The organism is Polaromonas sp. (assembly GCF_031411155.1).
Lineage (GTDB): Bacteria > Pseudomonadota > Gammaproteobacteria > Burkholderiales > Burkholderiaceae_C > Polaromonas.
Genome location: NZ_JANOAL010000273.1, coordinates 1 through 15,559, shown reverse-complemented (window position 1 = coordinate 15,559; position 15,559 = coordinate 1). Strand labels below are relative to the sequence as shown.

Genomic DNA, 15,559 nt, shown 5'->3' with positions numbered 1-15,559 from the left:
ATGTCGGGCGCCGTGCCGTTGACGGCCACGCGCAAATACTTGCCGAACTTGCAGCGCGCGGTCTCCAGGTCCCACGCCTGGGTGACCTTGAAGCGCCGCCCAAAACGCTCGGACGCGCCCTGCAAGGTGCCCTGCACGATCACCAGCTCGTCGTCCTTCAGCAGGTTGCGGTGAGTATTGAAAATGGTCTCGTCCACCGAGGCCTCCAGCACATCGGTTTTGTCGTCGAGCTTGAAGATGATCAGCTTGCCGCGGTTGCCGTTGATGACGCGCAGGTCGCTGACGATGGCCGCCAGCAGCTGCGGCTCGCGCGAGTCAATCAGGTCTTCGATCTTGCGTTTGGCAAACCTCCGCACCTCGGTTTCCACCTCGTCAAACAGGTGGCCCGACAGGTAAAAGCCGATGGCGGTTTTCTCCTGCACCAGCCGCGCTTTCACGCCAAACGGCACGGCCTCGACCAGCGCCGGCTCCTGCGTGCTGGCGGCATGGGAATCCGACATGTCGAACAGCCCGCCCTGGTTGGCATTGGCCTCGGTGGCCACCGCAAACTCGAAGGCGCGATCGACCGAGGCCAGCAGTTCGGCCCGGTTCAGGTGCAGGTTGTCAAAGGCGCCACCCTTGATCAGCGCCTCGACCGTGCGCTTGTTGAGGCGGCTTCGGTCCACGCGCACGCAAAAATCGTACAGTGAGGTAAACGGCCCGCCCTCGTTGCGCGCCGCCACGATGGCGGCAATCGCTTGCTGGCCGGTGCCCTTGATGGCGCCCAGGCCATAACGCACGCTGGTGTTGCTGGTCGGCTCAAACCGGTAGTCGCCGCGGTTAACGTCGGGCGACTCGAACTGGATGCCCATTTTTTGTGCGTCACCAAACAAAATCTTGAGCTTGTCGGTGTCGTCCATCTCCACCGTCATGTTGGCGGCAAAGAACTCGGCGGTGTAATGCACCTTGAGCCAGGCCGTGTGGTAGGCCAGCAGCGCGTAGGCGGCCGAGTGCGACTTGTTAAAACCGTAGCCGGCAAACTTCTCCATCAGGTCAAACACCTCGTCGGCTTTTTCCTGACTCAAGCCATTGACGCCCGCGCCCTTGCGGAAAATCTCCCGCTGCGAAGCCATCTCTTTCTCGTCTTTTTTACCCATGGCACGGCGCAGCATGTCGGCGCCGCCCAGCGAGTAGCCGCCCAGAATCTGCGCGGTCTGCATCACCTGCTCCTGGTAGACCATGATGCCGTAGGTCTCTTCCAGAATCGGCTTGACGCGCGGGTCAGGGTACTCGGGCACTTCCTTGCCCTGCTTGCGCGCAATATAGGTCGGAATCAGGTCCATGGGACCCGGCCGGTAGAGCGCGTTCATTGCAATCAGGTCTTCAAGCCGGTTCGGCCTGGCGTCTTTCAGCATGCGCTGCATGCCGATACTTTCAAACTGGAACACGGCTTCGGTATTGCCGTCGGCAAACAGGGCATACACCTTGGCATCGTTGAGCGGCAGGTTCTCAAACTTGAAGTCTTTTTGCGCCGGATGGCGCTGCATGATGAACTCTCTGGCGATTTCCAGAATCGTCAGCGTGGCCAGGCCCAAAAAGTCGAACTTGACGAGGCCAATCGCCTCCACATCGTTCTTGTCAAACTGGCTCACCGCCGAGCCGCTGCCGGGCTGCAGATAGAGCGGGCAAAAATCGGTCAGCTTGCCGGGCGCAATCAGCACGCCGCCGGCGTGCATGCCGACGTTGCGGGTCAGGCCTTCGAGCTTGCGGGCCAGCTCCAGCAGGGTGTGAACGTCTTCCTCCTTGCGCTCGCGCTCGGCCAGAAGCGGCTCGGCCTCCAGCGCATAAACCATCTTGTCATTTTTCTTGCGCTCCGCAGGCAGCAGCTGCAGCGTGACGGCCTGGCCCGGCTTGTTCGGAATCAGCTTGGAAATGCCGTCGCAAAACCCATACGGAAAGTCCAGCACGCGGCCCACGTCGCGAATCGCCGCGCGCGCCGCCATGGTGCCAAAGGTCACGATCTGGCTGACCGCCTCATGGCCGTATTTGTCTTTCACATAGTCAATCACGCGGTCGCGGTTGCTCTGGCAAAAGTCGATATCAAAGTCGGGCATGGACACCCGTTCCGGATTCAGGAAGCGCTCGAACAGCAGGTTGTACTGCAGCGGGTCAAGGTCGGTAATCTTCAACGCATACGCCACCAGCGAACCGGCGCCCGAGCCGCGTCCTGGTCCCACCGGACAGCCATTGTTCTTGGCCCAGTTGATGAAGTCACCCACGATCAGAAAGTAGCCGGGAAAGCCCATCTTTAAAATGGTGTTGATCTCGAACTCCAGCCGCTCCACATAGGCCGGCCGCCTTTCGTCGCGCAGCTTGTCGTTGGGGTAAAGGTGTTGCAGCCGCGCCTCCAGGCCTTCGAATGAGGCATGGCGAAAGTAGTCATCCGCCGGCATGCGCACGCCGTTCACCTCGGGCGTGGGGTAGTCCGGCAGCATGGGCTTGCCCAGTTCCAGCTTGAGGTTGCAGCGTTTGGCAATCTCCAGCGAGTTGGCCAGCGCCGAGGGCACGTCGGCAAACAACTCAGCCATTTGCGCCGCCGACTTGAAATACTGCTCGCGCGTGAACTTGCGCACCCGGCGCGCGTTGCCCAGGATTTCGCCTTCGGCAATGCACACCCGCGCCTCGTGCGCTTCGTAGTCGTCATAGGTCAAAAACTGCACCGGATGCGTGGCCACCACCGGCAGTCGGAGCCGCGCCGCCAGTTGCACGGCCGCCGCCACATGGCGCTCATCATCCGGGCGCTGGGCGCGCTGCAGTTCCAGGTAAAAGCGGTGCGGGAAGATGCCCGCCAGATGCAGGGCGCATTCCAGCGCGCGGGCATTGTCGCCCTGCACCAGCGCCTGGCCCACGGCGCCGCCCTGGGCGCCCGACAGCGCGATCAGGCCTTCGTTGAGTTCTTCCAGCCATTCCAGCTTGATGACGGCCTGGTCCCGCACCACGCCCCTGGTCCAGGCGCGCGTCAGCAGTTCCGACAGGTTCAGGTAACCGCGGTGGCTTTGCACCAGCAGCAGCAAGCGGGCGGCCGGGGCGCTGGCATCCTTGCCGGGCACCTGCACCCACACATCGGCGCCTATCAGGGGCTTGACGCCCTTGCCGCGTCCTTCCTTGTAAAACTTGACGGTGCCGAACAGGTTGCACAGGTCGGTGATGGCCAGCGCAGGCTGCCGATCGGCCGCGGCGGCCTGGACGATTTCATCAATACGGTTGGTACCGTCTACGACTGAAAACTCGGTGTGGATACGTAAATGGACAAACATGCGCTTCATTTTAGGGCGGGGGCCCTGTTGCTTTCGGGCGCCGAGCCCGGCGCGGCAAGGGGCACCCACTAAAATGGCGCCCATCATGCAAATTCTGAACATTGCCGCCTACAAATTTGTAGCGCTGGCGCAGCTGCCCGCGCTGCAGACAGCCCTGCGCGAGGCGCTGCAGGCGCGCGGCATCAAGGGCACGGTGCTGCTGGCCGAAGAAGGGATCAACCTGTTCCTGGCCGCTGGCGAGGGCGAAATTCATGATTTTTTGGCATGGCTGCGCAAGGACGCCCGGTTTGAAGACCTGCAAATCAAGGAAAGCTGGTCGCATGCCCAGCCGTTTCGCAAGCTGCTGGTAAAGGTCAAGCCAGAAATCATCCGCATGAACCACTCGGCCATCCGCCCCGCCTCGGGCCGCGCGCCCGCGGTGGACGCAGCCACTCTGAAGCGCTGGCTCGGCTCGGGCCACGATGACACGGGGCGCCCGGTCGTGACGCTGGACACCCGCAATGCGTTTGAGGCCGATGTGGGCACCTTTCGCAACGCCATTGACTGGCGCATCAACAAGTTCACGGAATTTCCGCAGGCCTTGCTGGACCACCGGGACGAGTTGCGGGGCAAGACCGTGGTGAGTTTTTGCACCGGCGGAATTCGCTGTGAAAAAGCCGCCATCCTTATGCAGGAAGCCGGCTTAACGAATGTTTACCAGCTCGATGGCGGCATTCTGAACTACTTTGAAGAAAGCGGTCACGCTCACTTTGAAGGCGAATGTTTTGTGTTTGATGAGCGTCGCGCGCTGGATCCGGCGCTGCAGCCGCGCGTCAATGTCGGTGCCCCGCCCGGGGCATGAGCCGATCAGCCCGCGGTAAAACGGCGCTCGGGCAGTGGAATGAATTCGGTTTCGCCGTCGATCTGGCCCATGGTCTGCGCGGCCCACTCCTCGCTGGCCTGCACAATCCGCTCCTTGCGGCTGGACACGAAGTTCCACCAGATGTAGCGGCGCGCGTCGAGCGCATCGCCGCCCACCACCACCCAACGCGTCGGCGCGCTGCTGCTGATCTGCGCGGTCACACCGGGTGTCAGGGTGGCCAGGGTATGGGCCGCCACGGGCTCACCGTCCACCGTCAAGTCGCCGTCCACCGCGTAAACCGCCAGCTCATCGGCCAGCGCAGGCAGGGCCAGCGTGGCGCCGGCCGCCAGTTTGATATCGAGGTAAATCGTTTTTGAAAAGGTCCTGACCGGCGAGGTTTCTCCAAACGCCGCGCCAATCAACACCCGCACTTCGGCTCCATCAAGCGACACCGCGGGAATGGCTTGCGCCGGGGTGTGTGAAAACTCTGGCGCCACCTCTTCAAAAGCCTGCGGCAGGGCCGCCCACAGCTGCAGGCCGTGGTTGACATAAGCCTGGCTGCGCAGGTCTTGCGGGCCGCGCTCCGAATGCACAATGCCTCGCCCGGATGTCATCCAGTTGATGGCGCCCGGCTCTATGCGCTGAACCGAGCCCAGGCTGTCGCGGTGCAGGATGGCGCCTTCAAACAGGTAACTCACGGTGGCCAGCCCGATATGCGGATGCGGCCGCACATCATGGCTTGCACCGGGCTGCACCGTGACCGGGCCGAAATGATCAAAAAAGAGAAAGGGGCCGACGGACTGGCGCGGCGCCGAGGGCAGCAGGCGGCGCACCATGAAGCCGCCGCCCAGGTCCTTGTCATGCCCTCTGAGTTTGAGTTGAACGCTCATGGCAGCCGCTCCACATGGGTGGTGATTTCGGTGGTGACGGTACTCATGAGTTTGTGCACCGGGCATTTGTGCGCCACCGTTTGCAGCTCGTGCAACTGGGCGTCGGTCAGATCGCCCTGTATTTTCAGGCTGGCCGTCAGCCGGTACACACCGCTGCGCTCGCCCGTGTCGTCGCGCTCCACCACGGTGTGGACATCATCGACCGGGATGCCTTTTTTGCGCGCGTACCACATCACCGTCAGGGCCTTGCAGGCGCCCAGCGCCGCATCGTACAAATCATGCGGGCTGGGGCCGCTGTCGGCGCCGCCCTCAGCCTGGCTCCCATCGCTTACCAGCGTATGGCTGCGGATGGTGAGCAACTGGGCCATTGCCGCCGAGCGGTCGCGTTTTAATTCGATGGGCATGACGAACTCCTGTGCTCTGGTGAAGGATGAACCTAAAAAAAGGAGGCAGCGCGCAGTTGACTTTAACGAAAGAATTAACGCTGAAACCTTCCCGCCACGTCAGCCACCCGCTTGCCAAAATCCCGGGCCGTCTCCAGGTCGCCGGGAAACATCTCGCTGGCGCCCGCGTCGGACGGGGACTGGGCCATGGCGCCGCTGTAAGCGCCCAGATAGTTGGCATCATTGCGCTGCGCGGCCTTGCTGTTGCTGGGCAGGACACCCAGGCTCACCCAGATACCGCCATGCTGCATGGCCAGGGTAAAAAGATAATGCAGCGTTGCCATCTTGTCGCCATCCATCGCGGCGCTGTTGGTAAAGCCGGCAAACAGCTTGTCTTTCCAGGCCAGGGCGTACCAGGGTCTGGAGGACGCGTCGGCAAACTTTTTGAACTGCCAGCTGACGCTGCCCATGTAGGTGGGTGAGCCCATGATGATCGCGTCAGCGGCCTTCAGTGTCTCCCACCCGCCCTCGGGCAGGTTGCCGTCGGCGTCGATGGCGACGAGTTCGGCACCCGCGCCCTCCGCCACCGCCTGCGCCATGCGCTGGGTATGCCCGTAGCCGGAGTGGTAAATCACAACGACTTTTGACATTTTTCAGGCTTTCCTGATGCGGGCCATCAGGCCTTGCGCTGGCCGTCAATGCTCCAGGCACCGGCGCCCCAGGCCGCCACCGTGAGCAAACCACCGACCACGGCAATGTTCTTGAAAAAGGCCTGGGCCTGGGACGGGTCAGCCCAATACTTGTGAAAGATGAAGGTGATGACCGCGGTGAAGAGGGCAATACCGAGCGCGGCCCAGCGGGTCTGAAAACCCACCAGCAACAACAGCCCCAGACCGAGCTCGACCGCGATGGCCGCCGCTGCGGCCACCTCGGGCAGCGGCAGGCCCTGGGAGGCGATGTAGCCGACTGTGCCGGCAAAACCGCCAATTTTGCTGAAGCCGGCAGGCACAAAAAGCAGTGCCAGCAATACGCGGCCAATCAGCGAAAGGGGATTTTGCAAAGATGCCAACATGGTGAGTCCTTTATAAAGTAAACAAGAAAACGAAAAATAAGAATATGACGAACTGGCGCCAAGGTTATCCGCAAAGTCGCTCTGCGGCCGAGGCAGCCGGTTCAGGACGCCAGGTCAAAAACCAGCACCTCGGCCGACCGGCCCTGCGACAGCGTGAGCTGGCTTTCTGCCGTCAGCATGGCCGCGTCGCCCGCACTCAGAGCGCGGCCGTTGACATTAAGTTCCCCGCGCACCAGATGCACATAGGTCTTGCGCCCAGTGTCCAGCGCCAGCGTGGCCGCCTCGGGCCCATCGAGCAGGCCGGCATAAATGCTGGCGTCGGCGTGAAGCAGCACCGAGCCCTGCGCGCCGTCCGGCGACGCCACCAGCCTGAGCCTGCCGCGTTTTTCGGCATCGCCGAACGTCTTTTGCTCATAGCCGGGCGTGATGCCGGTCACGTTGGGGGCTATCCAGATCTGCAGAAAATGCGTGGTCTGGCCTTCGGCGTGATTGAACTCGCTGTGCTGCACGCCCGTGCCGGCACTCATGCGCTGCACATCACCGGGCGGAATGCCCTTGACATTGCCCATGCTGTCCTGGTGCGCCAGCTCGCCGCTCAGCACGTAGCTGATGATTTCCATGTTCTGGTGGCCGTGCGTGCCAAAGCCGCGGCCGGCGGCAATCCGGTCTTCATTGATGACGCGCAGATTGCCAAAACCCATGTGGGCCGGGTCGTAATAGCCGGCAAACGAAAACGAGTGGAACGACTTGAGCCAGCCGTGGTCGGCAAAACCACGTTCGCCGGATTTTCTTAAAGTGATCATGCACAGCTCCTTTGAAATTACGTTTCAGCGGCTTGTACCGCCGGGTTCCAATGCCTCCAATGTAGGTGCAAACACGGCCTGGGCAGTTGTGCATATTTGATGGCATCATTCAAATTATTTGAATTGTCATCATGGCCATCATCAACCACCGGGTGCGCGACGCACTCACACCCGAAACCCTGAGCCTGATCGGCGCCGTGGACCGCAGCGGCAGCATGGCGGCCGCGGCGCGCGAGCTGGGCGTGGTGCCCAGCGCCCTCACCTACCGGATTCGCCAGGTCGAGGACGCGCTCGATGTGCTGCTGTTTGACCGCTCCTCGCGCCAGGCCAGGCTGACGGCGGCCGGCCGGGAGCTGCTGCGCGAAGGCAACCGCCTGCTGACCGAGCTTGACGCCGTGGCCAACCGGGTCAAACGCGTAGCCACCGGCTGGGAGCCGCAGCTGACGCTGGCGGTGGACAGCGTGATCTCGCGCACCACCGTGATGGAGTTGTGCGAGGCCTTTTTTGAGCTGGAGCCGCCCACCCGGCTGCGGCTGCGCGAGGAGGCGTTGTCGGGCACGCTGGAGGCGCTGACCTCGGGCCAGGCCGACCTGGCCATTGGGGTGGCAATTGAATCGTCATTCAACGGCGCCGTGCAAAGCAAGCCGCTGGGCACGGTCCACTTCGTCTATGCGGTGGCGCCGCACCACCCGCTGGCCCAGGCCGCCGAGCCGGTGACCGACGCCATGCTGATGCCGCACCGCGCGGTGGCGGTGGCCGACTCGGTGCAGCGCGGCAGCGGCGTGACCATGGGCCTGATGGGCGGGCAGAACGTTTTGACGGTGCCGGGCATGCCCGAAAAGCTTGACGCCCAGTTGCGCGGGCTGGGCGGCGGGTTTTTGCCCGAGTACCTGGCGCGCCCGCACATTGCCAGCGGCCGGCTGGTGGAAAAGCAGATGCAGCGGGCCGCGCGACTGGTGCCGCTGCGGTATGCCTGGCGCCGCAGCGAGCATGGCGCCGAAGGCCGCGCGCTGCAGTGGTGGCTCAAGCAACTCGATCGGCCCGCCACCCGAAAGGCGCTGATGGAGCGGGCGCAATCACTTTAAATTCCGGCGCCTGCCCATCGCCGCACGCGGCTGCGTGTAGAGTGTGCTTGTGATTCTCGTGTATGGTTTTCATTAGCTGTTTCGCCGTCCCTGCGTTTTGAAGCCGCCCGGCCTCCTGTTCAATAACCCATAAAAAGTACCCCCACATGCCCAAAAAACCCCGAACCCCTGCTTCCGATTCGTCCCCTGCACCCGACGCACTCGCACCACGTCATATCGCCGTGGTAGGCGCGGGCATTGCCGGCATCGCCTGCGCGCGCACGCTGGTGCAGGCCGGCCACCGCGTGACGGTTTTCGAGAAAAGCAGCGGCGCGGGCGGGCGCATGGCGACCCGCGACAGCGAATTTGGCGGGTTTGACCATGGCACGCAGTACTTCACCGTGCGCGATGCCCGGTTTGAAAAAGCACTGGCCACCGCCTCCGGCCTGGTGCGCCCCTGGAGCGCCAACACGGTGCGCATTCTTGACGAACTGGGCCGCGTGGTCGCCTCGGCGCTGCCGTCCAGGGAAGCCCACTGGGTGGCCTCGCCCGGCATGAATGCGCTGGTGCGGCAATGGGCGCAGCCGCTGGCGGCTGCGGGCAGCCTGGTGCTGGACACCGAAGTCAGCCGCATCGAGACCGACCGGCTGCACCCACAGCGCTGGCAGTTGCAAACCGAAGGCCCCGGCACCGGCGGCCGGGTGCATTCGGGCTTCGACGCCGTGGTGCTGGCCCTGCCTGCCGCGCAGGCGCATGCGCTGCTGCTCTCCTCGCAACAGGGCAAGGCGCTGCTGCCAGAACTGGCCGGCGTCAGCGTCGCGCCCTGCTGGACCCTGATGCTGGCGTTTCCGCAGGCGATGCAGCCCACGCTGTCCCACCTGGGGCCGCAGTGGAACGCGGCGCGCAGCACCCACCACCGCATTGCCTGGCTGGCGCGCGAGTCGTCCAAGCCCGGGCGCGGCCAGATCGAGCGCTGGACCGTGCAGGCCAGCCCGGCCTGGTCACAGCGCCACCTCGAAGACGACGCCGAGCGGGTCAAGGCCAAGCTGCTCAAGGCCTTCACCGAGGTGACCGACATACGCGCCCAGCCGCCGCACGCCGTGGTACACCGCTGGCGCCACGCCCAGACCATGGAGCCGCTGGGCAAGCCCTTTGCCTGGAACGCCAAGTCCCGCATTGGCGCCTGCGGCGACTGGTGCCTGGGGCACCGGGTTGAGGACGGTTTTGTGTCGGGCCTGGAAATGGCTTTGGCAATTTGTTAACCCCCACGCTGGTCGCTTCGCGAGCCTTCGGCGATGCGCTGCCCCTTTCTCAACTAAAAGAGGCCGGCCTTGCTTGGGGCGGCCCGGCAAAGCCGGTTCCGCGGCCCCTGCTGGCGTGAAGCGGACGCCCGGCGCGGCGGCCTTTGAAGTTACCCTGACACCCCTGCGCCCCGCTTATGGCTTCTTATTCGTCTGGCTACATCGGCAGGTTCGCGCCCTCACCGACCGGCCCGCTGCACGCCGGCTCTCTGGTCGCGGCGCTGGCCAGCTGGCTTGATGCCCGTGCCCATGGCGGGCGCTGGCTGGTGCGCATCGAAGACGTGGACAGCCCGCGCTGCGTTGCCGGGGCTGACCAGACCCTCTTGCAGCAGCTGGCGGCCTGCGGCCTTCGGCCTGATGAGCCGCCGCTTTACCAGTCGCAACGCGACGCCTATTACCAAAGCGCGCTCGACCAGCTCATGGCCCGCCGCCTGGCCTACCCCTGCGGCTGCACGCGGCAGCATATTGCCCAGGCGCTGGCAGCCGCCGGCCAGCCGCGCCAGCGCCATGGCGAGCTGGTCTACCCCGGCACCTGCCGTCAGGGCCTGCAGGGCCGCCCGGCCCGTGCGTGGCGCCTCCTGAGCACCAATTTTGCACAAAATAGGGCTCTAGCCCAGGAACAACAAGCGCCGCCAGCTATCAAAATAATAGCATCCAGTCCCTCCCCAATCACCACTGAAGACGCCGTCATCGACTGGCAAGACCGCCTGCTGGGCGCCCAGACGCAAAACGTCAGCCGCGAGGTCGGCGACTTTGTGCTCAGGCGCGCCGACGGCTGGTGGGCCTACCAGCTGGCGGTGGTGGTGGACGATGCGGCCCAGGGCATCACCGACATCGTGCGCGGCCGGGACCTGGCCGACAACACCGCCCGGCAAATTTTGCTGCAGCGCGCGCTCGGCCTGCCCCAGCCGCGCTACCTGCACACGCCGCTGGTGCTGGGCGCCAATGGCGAAAAGCTGTCCAAGCAAAACGGTGCCCGGCCGCTGGACACCCGCCAGCCGCTGGCCGCGCTGGCCCAGGCCGGCCTGGTGCTGGGCCTGCATCTGCAGGGGGCGCCGTCCACCCCGGCCGACTGGCTGCGGCAAGCCGTGCCACTATGGGCCCACAAGGCAAAAGTACCGCCCGCTTAAAATCGGCGGGTGATTCAAACTCCCCCCACCCCACCGCAGGTACAGGTGCCCGCAACGCCCGCCGACGTCAGCCACCCCCGCACCATCCGCAGTTTCGTGCGGCGCACCGGCCGCACCACCGTGGGCCAGGCCAAGGCCTTTGCCGATGTGGGGCCCAAATACCTGCTGCCCTACAGCCCGGCCCTGATGGACTTTGCGGCCACCTTTGAGCGCGTGGCACCGACCATCCTCGAAATCGGTTTTGGCATGGGCGAGGCCACGGCGCACATTGCAGCGCTGATGCCCGAGAAAAATTTTCTCTGCTGCGAGGTTCACACGCCCGGCGTCGGCGCGCTGCTCAAACGCATCGACGAGCAGTCGCTGACCAACATCCGCATCCTGCAGCACGATGCGGTCGAGGTGATTGACCACATGCTGGCCGCCGACAGCCTGGATGGCGTGCACATTTTCTTCCCCGACCCGTGGCACAAAAAGAAACACAACAAGCGCCGCCTGATTCAGGCCCCGCTGATTGCCAAGCTGGCGGCCCGCCTCAAGCCCGGCGGCTACCTGCACTGCGCCACTGACTGGCAGCCTTATGCCGAGCAGATTCTGGAGGTGTTGAGCACCGAGGCCTTGCTGAAGAACACGGCTGGCACTTCGACGGACGATGGCTATGCCCCCAAGCCCGGCTACCGCCCGCTGACCAAGTTTGAAAACCGCGGCCTCAAGCTGGGCCACGGCGTGTGGGATGTGGTGTTTGAGCGTCGATAAGCAGGTCGATAGGCCTCTATGACCGAATCGGTGAATGGGCTGCCCCCGCATGGGCTGTCCACCCGTGACGGGGTCGGCCCCAGTTGTGTCGGCCTGCCTGCGGGGTCATGGCCGACCATCACCGATTTTTTGATCGAACGCTTTCCCGCCATCCCGCGCGAGGTCTGGCTCCAGCGCATGCAGGACGGCCTGGTGGTTGACGAATTTGGGTCTGCCGTCACCGCCGGGCGCGCCTACCGCGGCCACATGCGGCTGTACTACTACCGCGCGCTCGATGATGAACCGCGCATTCCGTTCAACGAAGCCGTGCTGTACCAGGACGAGCATCTGGTGGTGGCCGACAAGCCGCATTTTTTGCCGGTCACCCCCTCGGGGCCTTATCTGCAGGAAACGCTGCTGGTGCGGCTGAAAAACCGCCTGGGGCTGGACGGCCTGATCCCGATTCACCGCATAGACCGCGAAACCGCCGGCCTGGTGCTGTTTTCAGTCAAGCCTGCCGAGCGCGATGCCTACCAGGCGCTGTTCAGGCAGCGCAGCGTCAGCAAACATTACGAGGCCATCGCGCCGTGGCGGCCGGGTATGGTGTTTCCCGTCAGCCGCAAAAGCCGGATTGTGGAGGACACGCCCTTTTTTCGGCAACTCGAAGTGCCGGGCGCGCCCAACAGCGAAACCCATATCGAGCTGCTGCAGACCAGGGGCGACTGGGCGCGCTATGCCCTGCGCCCGGTCACCGGCAAAAAGCACCAGTTGCGGGTGCACATGAATGCGCTGGGCATTCCGATTTTGAACGACCGGATGTACCCGCCGGTAGCCGTCACACCCGACGACGACTTCAGCCAGCCGCTGCAACTGCTGGCCCAATCGATTGCCTTTACCGACCCCTTGACCGGGCAAGCCAGGCGCTTTCAGAGCAGATTCAGTTTGACGTTTTGATGGGCCAGGGGGCGTGTCGAAGGCAGCCTGACCAGTAGCCAATTTTTCGACGGGCCGTCCCTAGAAAAATTAGCCCCCTCGGGGGGCAGCGTAGTACACGCAGTGACAAGCGTGGGGGCTAGATTTCTTTGGCCGTGATCTGGTATTTGAAATCATCCGGCGCATAGGAGTCAAAACGCCCATCCGGGTTTTCTGCCGTCGGGTACATGAAAAAGCCGAGCTTTTCCCCGGTGGAATGGGGCAGCGCCAGATCGTGCGCGGTGTTAAAGGCCATCCAGTTGCCTTCCCAGCCGCCAAACAGCGCCTTGTTGACCGGCGCGACCACCGGGTTGCTGGTGTTCTTGATCCAGTCGGCGGTTTCCAGGCGCATCACCTTGGCCACGTCGGCCGGGTCCATCGCCACCCAGCCATAGCCTTTCAAAAACACTTCCGAGCGGCAATGCTGCGCGCCCTTCAGGCTGGCCGGGTTGCCTGACAACTCTTTGTAGCCAAAGCTGGAGGGCACCAGCCGGATGCCATAGACGTCACGCGCCGGGATGCCGACCGAGCGGCACAGGCCGACAAACAACGCGTTCAGGTCGGCGCATTTGCCGCCCAGGTTGCCGGTTTCCAGCATGGTCTTGATGTCGCCCTCGCCGCAGCCGCGCACCTTGGGGTCGCGGTAGGTGTTGGCCACGATCCAGTCGTAAATCAGCCGGGTTTTTTCCACGTCGGTCTTGGCGCCCTGGGTGGCCTGCAGCGCCGTCTTGCGCACGATGCCGTCGGTGGGCAAGAACTTGGTGGCGCGGGTGAAGTAGCGCAGCGTGTCGGCTTCTTCGTGCACATGGGTCTTTTGCGACCAGTCCACGGCGCGGCCCTGGGTCTGCACCCGGCTGGTCAGCTCGACGAAGGGTTTGGCCTCGCCTTCGGCAAACTCGGCATACAGCATCTTCGCGCCGTCCCGGCCGTCGTCGGCCAGGTCGGTCTGGCCGTTGCTGGAAAAACCGCTTTCAAAGCTGCGCTGGTAGTCGCTGTTGACCGAGGGAATCGGCAGCCAGACCTTGGTCACGCCCTGGGGTTTGAGGATGTCGACCCGGGTCGTGACCTCAAAGGTGCGCCAGGCCCCGCTTTGCGGCGCAAAAAGGCTGCGCTGCGCGGGCGTTTGCGCAAAATTGAGGCTGGGCAGCGCAGCGGCCATGGCAGCAGCGGCGGAATTTTTCAGAAAAGTGCGGCGTACGGTGGTCATGAAGAGATCTCCGGATAAGAAAGGGCAACAGGCATCGGGGCAGGTAAAGGTGCCCCGGCAAGCTGGAGCCGCCCCAGGCGGGCGACGCCGCAATTATCGCCCTCGCCCGCCCGCGGCGCTAGTCAGGGCTTTAACAGCCCGGCAATCAGCTTTTCAGCCGCGCTGCCGGTCCAGTCCACCTCGCCCTGCACCCGCTGCCGGGGCTGGCCACTGTGGTCCAGCATCAGGGTGGTAGGGAACACCTTCACGCCCCACTGGCGCGCCGCCCGGCCGTCGCTGTCCAGCAGCACCGGCATGGTCACCCCGGTGCTTTTGGCGAACTGGATTGCCCGCGCCGCCGGCTCCTTGAAGTTGATGGCCAGCACCAGCAACCGCTCGGGGCCATACAGGTCAGCCACCTGCTGCAGAGTCGGCATCTCGGCGCGGCAGGGCTCGCACCAGCTGGCCCAGAAATTCAGCAGCACCGCCCGGCCACGCCAATCGGCCAGTTGCCAGGTTTTGCCGCTGGTGTCCAGCAACGAGAATGACGAAAGCGACGACACCGGGCCCGACCACTTGCTGACCTCAAACGCCGGGCCGGTCAGGCCCTGAGCCTGAGCGCCCAGGGCCGAAGCCGCCATTGCCCACAGGGCGCTTTGCAGGATGTGGCGGCGGGACAAGGGCTTGGAAGGCATGGTCGGCGGTGTCATCAAGTTTGGGCTGGCGGAGCGGAAGAATCAAAAATTCAGCAGGCTCAAGGGTAGCAAAGCCCGGCCCCCTCTTGCATGCACCGCCACAAAGTCCTACAAACGACGTGTTCTCCTGTTTTCAGGTTCTGCCAATTTTCTGACCTCACCCATTGTGAAACTGCCCCTCCCCATCACCGACCTGCCGCTGCAAGCGGCGCTGACGTCCCCGCATTTCATCGATCTCTGCGGGGGTGCGCGGTCCGGGCCAGACCTGAGCACAGCGCAGGAATTGTCGGCAGGCCTGTGCGCGGAGGCGGCCAGCGTTGCACCCAAGTATTTTTACAACGCGCTGGGCTGCAAGCTGTTTGAAGCCATTACCGTGCTCGGCGAGTACTACCCGACCCGCACCGAGGCGGGCATTTTCGAGGCGTCCCTTGGCGAGATGGCCAGCGCTGTCGCGCAAGCGGGCATCACCCAGCCCTGCCTGATCGACCTGGGCGCCGGCAACTGCGCCAAGGCGATGGCGCTGATGCCGCATTTGCGGCCCCAGCAGTATGTGCCGGTGGATATTTCGGTCGACTTCATGCGCGAGGCCGCCGGGCAGGTACAGACCCGATTTCCGGCGCTGGACATCCTGGGGCTGGGCATGGATTTTTCGGCCGGCCTGGCCCTGCCGCCCGAGGTGCAGGGCCATGACCGGGTGTTTTTCTACCCCGGCTCCAGCCTGGGCAATTTCGCGCCCGACGAGGCCTTGCGGTTTTTGCGGCAGCTGGCCGACCCGGCGCGGGGCCGGGGGCGCGGCCTGCTGCTGGGGATTGACCTGGTCAAGGACACGGCGACGCTGGAGGCCGCTTACGACGACGCGCTGGGCGTGACGGCCGCGTTCAATAAAAACCTGCTGCTGCACCTCAACACGCTGCTGGGCGCTGACTTTGACGTGACCCAGTGGCGGCATGTGGCGCTGTTCAACACGGCCCAGTCACGCATTGAAATGCATCTGCAGGCCAGTTGTGAGCTGACGGTGCGCTGGCCCGGCCATGCGCGGCACTTTAGCCAGGGTGAGCGCATCCATACCGAAAACTCGTACAAGTACACGCTGCAGGGCATGACGGCGCTGCTGCGGCAGGCCGGTTTCAGCCAGACCCGCTACTGGGCCGACAGCCAGCAATGGTTTGCGGTGTTCTGGGCCGCCGCGCCAGG

The 15,559-nt window shown here is 64.1% G+C and carries 15 protein-coding genes; 7 read left to right on the top strand and 8 right to left on the bottom strand.

Annotated elements, in window-relative coordinates; genetic code table 11:
• Window positions 1–3,296, bottom strand: a 3,296-nt coding sequence (gene dnaE, locus RMO23_RS16510) for a DNA polymerase III subunit alpha (protein WP_309683751.1), incomplete at its 3' end; no start/stop codon positions are given.
• 85 nt (window positions 3,297–3,381) lie between these two features.
• On the opposite strand from dnaE, the gene RMO23_RS16505 reads away from it, so the two are divergent.
• Window positions 3,382–4,137, top strand: a complete 756-nt coding sequence (locus RMO23_RS16505) for a sulfurtransferase (protein WP_309683750.1) — start codon at window positions 3,382–3,384, stop codon at window positions 4,135–4,137.
• A gap of 5 nt (window positions 4,138–4,142) precedes the next feature.
• Here the strand turns inward: RMO23_RS16505 and RMO23_RS16500 are convergent, their stop codons facing one another.
• The 5 genes from RMO23_RS16500 to RMO23_RS16480 form a co-directional block, all read right to left on the bottom strand.
• The gene (locus RMO23_RS16500; protein ID WP_309683748.1) at window positions 4,143–5,027 is read right to left on the bottom strand and encodes a pirin family protein; all 885 of its coding nucleotides are present in this window, start codon (window positions 5,025–5,027) and stop codon (window positions 4,143–4,145) included.
• Window positions 5,024–5,431, bottom strand: coding sequence for an OsmC family protein (locus RMO23_RS16495; protein WP_309683746.1), 408 nt, complete (start codon window positions 5,429–5,431; stop codon window positions 5,024–5,026). Before RMO23_RS16495 ends, RMO23_RS16500 begins: the two co-directional genes overlap by 4 nt.
• Before the next feature lie 74 nt (window positions 5,432–5,505).
• Complete coding sequence (locus RMO23_RS16490; protein ID WP_309683745.1) at window positions 5,506–6,060, bottom strand: flavodoxin family protein; 555 nt, start codon at window positions 6,058–6,060, stop codon at window positions 5,506–5,508.
• A gap of 26 nt (window positions 6,061–6,086) precedes the next feature.
• On the bottom strand, window positions 6,087–6,482 hold the full coding sequence (locus RMO23_RS16485) for a DoxX family protein (RefSeq protein ID WP_309683744.1): 396 nt from the start codon (window positions 6,480–6,482) through the stop codon (window positions 6,087–6,089).
• A gap of 101 nt (window positions 6,483–6,583) precedes the next feature.
• Window positions 6,584–7,285 (bottom strand): pirin family protein, encoded by a 702-nt coding sequence (locus RMO23_RS16480; RefSeq protein ID WP_309683743.1) that lies wholly within the window; start codon window positions 7,283–7,285, stop codon window positions 6,584–6,586.
• Between the two features lie 131 nt (window positions 7,286–7,416).
• Between RMO23_RS16480 and RMO23_RS16475 the strand changes: the two genes are divergently transcribed.
• From RMO23_RS16475 to RMO23_RS16455, 5 genes are all read left to right on the top strand, one after another.
• Window positions 7,417–8,370, top strand: coding sequence for a LysR family transcriptional regulator (locus tag RMO23_RS16475; protein WP_309683742.1), 954 nt, complete (start codon window positions 7,417–7,419; stop codon window positions 8,368–8,370).
• Between the two features lie 146 nt (window positions 8,371–8,516).
• Complete coding sequence (locus RMO23_RS16470) at window positions 8,517–9,611, top strand: FAD-dependent oxidoreductase (RefSeq protein WP_309683740.1); 1,095 nt, start codon at window positions 8,517–8,519, stop codon at window positions 9,609–9,611.
• 176 nt (window positions 9,612–9,787) lie between these two features.
• Window positions 9,788–10,780, top strand: a complete 993-nt coding sequence (gene gluQRS / locus RMO23_RS16465) for a tRNA glutamyl-Q(34) synthetase GluQRS (protein ID WP_309683739.1) — start codon at window positions 9,788–9,790, stop codon at window positions 10,778–10,780.
• 45 nt (window positions 10,781–10,825) lie between these two features.
• Window positions 10,826–11,533: a tRNA (guanosine(46)-N7)-methyltransferase TrmB gene (trmB, locus tag RMO23_RS16460; protein ID WP_405041618.1), complete on the top strand. Its 708-nt coding sequence runs from the start codon at window positions 10,826–10,828 to the stop codon at window positions 11,531–11,533.
• Window positions 11,534–11,551: 18 nt separating this feature from the next.
• The gene (locus tag RMO23_RS16455; RefSeq protein WP_309683735.1) at window positions 11,552–12,466 is read left to right on the top strand and encodes an RluA family pseudouridine synthase; all 915 of its coding nucleotides are present in this window, start codon (window positions 11,552–11,554) and stop codon (window positions 12,464–12,466) included.
• 118 nt (window positions 12,467–12,584) lie between these two features.
• Here RMO23_RS16455 and RMO23_RS16450 read toward each other — a convergent pair whose 3' ends face one another.
• The gene (locus tag RMO23_RS16450) at window positions 12,585–13,691 is read right to left on the bottom strand and encodes a transglutaminase domain-containing protein (protein ID WP_309683733.1); all 1,107 of its coding nucleotides are present in this window, start codon (window positions 13,689–13,691) and stop codon (window positions 12,585–12,587) included.
• Window positions 13,692–13,813: 122 nt separating this feature from the next.
• On the bottom strand, window positions 13,814–14,365 hold the full coding sequence (locus tag RMO23_RS16445; RefSeq protein WP_309683731.1) for a TlpA disulfide reductase family protein: 552 nt from the start codon (window positions 14,363–14,365) through the stop codon (window positions 13,814–13,816).
• A gap of 166 nt (window positions 14,366–14,531) precedes the next feature.
• Between RMO23_RS16445 and egtD the strand changes: the two genes are divergently transcribed.
• Window positions 14,532–15,559 (top strand): L-histidine N(alpha)-methyltransferase (egtD, locus tag RMO23_RS16440; protein ID WP_309683730.1); only part of this gene is annotated, 1,028 nt, incomplete at its 3' end.